The sequence below is a fragment of the Pseudonocardia lacus genome, from assembly GCF_018531445.1.
Lineage (GTDB): Bacteria > Actinomycetota > Actinomycetes > Mycobacteriales > Pseudonocardiaceae > Pseudonocardia > Pseudonocardia lacus.
In genome coordinates, this window is the sequence record NZ_JAHDTH010000365.1 from 1 (window position 1) to 3928 (window position 3928).

The window sequence follows — 3928 nt, forward strand, 5'->3', positions numbered from 1 at the left end:
TCCGGGAAGCGCGCCGCGGCGCGCCGCGCGGGGGTGAGCCAGCCGTGCGCGACCATCGCGTCGAGCACGGCGCCCCAGCGCCGCCGCGCGCCGTCGGGGTCGGCGGCCGGGTCGGCCGACCACGGCGCGTCGATCAGCGCGGCCAGCAGCGCCCCCTGCTCCAGGCTCAGCGCGGCCGCGTCGACGCCGAAGTACTCGGCGGCGCCATGGGCCAGCCCGTAGCTGCCCCGGCCGAGGTGGACCGCGTCGAGGTAGTCGGTCAGCAGCCCCTCGCGGTCGCGCTGCACCGACAGCTTGGACACGAGCACGACCTCCCGGTAGGTGCGCCACGGCGTCGGCGCGAACCCGGCCAGCGCCCGGTCGGCGAACTGGTTCGCGACCGGCCCGGGGTCCGGCGCCGTGCCGGGCCCGGCGACGGCGCGCAGGATGCCGGTCGGGTCGACCGCGGCGCGCGACGTGAAGTCGGGGTCGCGCGCGGCCAGCACCGCGTCGCGCACGTGCGCCGGCAGCGACCCGGGCCGCAGCCGGGGCCGGGCGGGAGCGGGCGGGGCGAGCCGGGCCAGCTCCTGGCCGTCGGCGAAGGAGAGCAGGGCGGCCGAGCCGCGCACGACGTCGTCCGGGCCGGGCAGGTCGATGATCAGGTAGCCGGGCGCGAGCGCGGCCAGCGGCCCGAGCATCGCCAGCGCGGCGGCGAGCGCCACGGTCCGCCGCGACCGGTGCGCACCGGAGGGCCGGTCCTTCGCCGTGGGCGGCTGCCACCAGCCCGGCCCCGCAGCGCCCCGCCGGGAACGGGCCCGCGACCCGGTCCGCCGCGCGTCCAGGACATGGGCGCCGGGCATGTGACCCTCCCGTCCGCCGCCCCGCCGGTCGGGGCGCGCGCTCTGCGGGGGGAACGCGGCGACCGGCGGGCGGGGTGCGCCGACCGGGGCGAAGACACCCGAAGGGACACCGCACGCCGGCGCCGCCGCCCGGGCGGTGACAGCTGGTGACCGCCGGCGGGGTCAGGCCGGGGCGCCGCCGGAGAGCAGCTCGGCCATCCGGGTCCGCAGCGCCGTCGCCGCGGAGTAGGGCCGCACCAGCACCGTCAGCTCGGTGATCGGGCCGTCCGGGCCCGCGGTGCGCAGGATGTCGACGCCCTGCAGGTCGCGGTCGCCGACCCGGCAGGCGAACTCCAGCACGTGCCCGCCCGGACCGGCGTACTCGCCGGTGTAGCGGAAGTCCTCGAACACCGCCGTCACACCGGTGAGGATCGCCAGCAGGGCCTCGCGGCCGGTGTACGGGGCGTGCACGACCGGTGAGTGGAACACGCAGTCCTCGGCGAACAGCGCCACCGCGGCGGCCACGTCGGAGGACTCGACGGCGGCGCGGAAGGCGGCCGCCGGGCTGTCGTGCGCGCTCATGGGCGCATCACACCACGGGCCGGGGCCGCCCGACGACCCGCGCCCGTCGGCGCTCAGCCCGCCACGGACGCCCCGGCCCGCTCGGCGGCGCCGGAGACCGCCTCGGCCAGCAGCTCGTAGGAGCGCAGCCGGTCGGCCGCGTCGAAGGTCCCGGTGACCACCATCAGCTCGTCGGCGGCGGTGCGCCCGACCAGCTCGCGGACCCCGTCGAGCACCGTCCGCGGCGAGCCGATGATCTGCGAGGCCAGCCGGTCGTCGACGAACTCGCGCTCCAGCGGCGTGTACGGGTACTCCTCGGCCTCGCGCAACGAGGGCACCTGGCCCGGCTCGCCCTGGCGCAGCCGCAGGAACTGCAGCGCGCCGGGCAGGGCCAGCCGGCGCGCCCGCTCGTCGGTCTCGGCCACCAGCACCGACGCCGCCACCAGCGCGTACGGGCGGTCGAGCAGCGGCGACGGGCGGAACCGCTCCCGGTAGAGCTCCAGCGCGGGCAGCGTGTTGTGCCCGCTGAAGTGGTGGGCGAAGGCGAAGGGCAGCCCCAGCAGCCCGGCCACCTGCGCGCTGTAGCCGCTCGACCCGAGCAGCCACATGGCGGGCGCGTTGCCCGCGGCCGGCACGGCGAGCACGGCGCCGTCGCCGCGGAAGTACCCCGACAGCTCGGTGAGCTGCTCGGGGAAGTCGTCGGCGCCCATCGGGTCGGTGCCCCGCCGCAGCGCCCGGGCGGTGCGCTGGTCGGTGCCCGGGGCGCGGCCGATGCCCAGGTCGATCCGGCCGGGGTGCAGCGCCTCCAGGGTGCCGAACTGCTCGGCGACGACCAGGGGCTGGTGGTTGGGCAGCATCACCCCGCCGGAGCCGACCCGGATCCGCTCGGTGGCCGCGGCCAGGTGCGCGACGAGCACGGCGGGGGAGGAGCTGGCCACCCCCGGCATCCCGTGGTGCTCGGCGAGCCAGTAGCGGCGGAACCCGAGCTCGTCGGCGCGACGGGCCAGCGCGGTGCTGGCCGCGAGCGCCTGGGTCGCGGTGGCGCCGGCCGAGATCGGCACCAGGTCGAGGACCGACAGCGGGACCGCACGGCCGGAGGGATCGGTCACGGTGAGGTCGGCCGGGAGGTCGGCCGGGAGGTCGGCCGGGTCGGGACCGGCGACCGACGGGCGGTCCGGCGTCGGGAGGTCTGCCACGACGGGTGCAACCCGCCTCCGGTCCCGCGTCTTCCCGACTGCTGCCCGACTTCTCCGTCTGCCCGACCTCGGAGGCCGTCACCGCCCGTGGCGCGCCCCTCGATCAGGCGGGGCCGTTCGGCTAACGGTGTTCGGCCTGTCGGGTGAGCCTTACCTCCGTGCCAGCGGGCAGACGGGGGATCGGGGGATGCTGGGGTGTGCTCGACCCCCGCCCCGACGACCCGTCACGCCCTCCTGCGCCCGCCCGGCAGCCCGCCCAGCAGCCCGCGCTGGCCTGGCTGGCCGAGCCGGCCACCCGGCGGCGCAGCGCGGTGCTGGCCCTGCTCGCGCTGCCCCCGGTGCCCGACGAGGAGCCGCCCGCGCCCACCGCCGACGCGCTGCCCCGCCGCGAGCCCGCCCGCCCGGCGCCGGTGGTCCCCGGCCCGCGAGCGCCGGTCCTCGACCGCAGGTGGGCCCGGGACGAGGACACCCTGCGGCGGATCATCGTCGGCCTGCGGGCGCTCTGAGCCCGCGCCGGACCTGACTTGTCGGTCAGGCGGACGGGGAGGCCGGTCAGCTCGCCCCGTGGCAGGCGCCGCGGCGCGCGTCCAGGCCGGGATCCCGCCCGGTGGTCACCCGATGTGGTCAACCGGCCCCGGAGGGTCCCGATCGGGGGGTCCCGTGCTGGCGACCGCGGGGGCGTGCTGATAACGTCCGGTGAGCGCGCCGCGACGCGACGTGATCAACACCGGTGACCCCCGAGCCCCCCACGCTGTCGACCGGAATGTATCGCGACGCGCTTCCGCCCCGGCCCCCATCGCGGAGCCGTGGTCCGCGGAGCGATGTTGCCCGACAGCTGTAACGCAATGACGCGCTCTGCGGAGGAATACGAGTGGTCACGTTCCGCGAAGTGCTCCTGGACCTGATGGACCTGCCCGGCGCCACGTATTCGTGCGTGGCCGACCGGGTTTCCGGGACGCTTCTGGGCGAGGTCGGCACGAGCACGGTGCCGCCCGCCGTCGTCATGGAATGGGGTGGTGGTGCCGCGGGCTTCCTGGCCGCCGCCGGCGGCGACGGCCTGGACGACCTGATGATCTCCTCGCACCGCTTCTACCACCTGGTGCGCCCGATCGAGGTGGGGCCCCGGCAACTCCTGATGATCTACCTGTGCCTGGACCGCGGGCGGTCCAACCTGGCCGCCGCCCGGCGCGAGCTGGGGGCGGTCTGGCTGCGCAACCGCCTCGGGGCGGCCTCGGTGGGCCCGCCGGTCCGGGCGCCCGCCGGGCCGCCCGCAGAGGTCCGGCGGGCGACCCCCGCCGCGCTTCCGGGCGCCCGGATCGGCTCCTCACCAGCGGTGGCGCTGCTCGCGCCGCC

Annotated in this window: 5 protein-coding genes; 2 read left to right on the plus strand and 3 right to left on the minus strand. The window is 77.7% G+C overall.

The window, feature by feature from the left end; genetic code table 11:
• The 3 genes from KIK08_RS37785 to KIK08_RS37795 all read right to left on the minus strand — a co-directional run.
• On the minus strand, positions 1 to 839 hold an 839-nt coding region (locus tag KIK08_RS37785; protein WP_214408116.1), incomplete at its 3' end, for a biosynthetic peptidoglycan transglycosylase.
• Between the two features lie 162 nt (positions 840 to 1001).
• Complete coding sequence (locus tag KIK08_RS37790; protein WP_214408117.1) at positions 1002 to 1400, minus strand: nuclear transport factor 2 family protein; 399 nt, start codon at positions 1398 to 1400, stop codon at positions 1002 to 1004.
• 53 nt (positions 1401 to 1453) lie between these two features.
• Entirely contained in the window at positions 1454 to 2488 is a 1035-nt protein-coding gene (locus KIK08_RS37795; RefSeq protein WP_214408120.1) for an LLM class flavin-dependent oxidoreductase, read from the minus strand.
• Positions 2489 to 2733: 245 nt separating this feature from the next.
• Here KIK08_RS37795 and KIK08_RS37800 point away from each other — a divergent pair, with 245 nt between their 5' ends.
• Together KIK08_RS37800 and KIK08_RS37805 are read left to right on the plus strand one after the other, a co-directional pair.
• Positions 2734 to 3081, plus strand: a complete 348-nt coding sequence (locus tag KIK08_RS37800; RefSeq protein ID WP_214408118.1) for a hypothetical protein — start codon at positions 2734 to 2736, stop codon at positions 3079 to 3081.
• A 383-nt stretch (positions 3082 to 3464) separates the two neighbouring features.
• The coding region (locus KIK08_RS37805) for a hypothetical protein (RefSeq protein ID WP_214408119.1) at positions 3465 to 3928 on the plus strand (464 nt) is incomplete at its 3' end.

Bases quoted from the DNA above. Each gene is read 5' to 3' on its own strand.
- KIK08_RS37790 (WP_214408117.1), bottom strand. From the start codon at position 1,400: ATGAGCGCGCACGACAGCCCGGCGGCCGCCTTCCGCGCCGCCGTCGAG.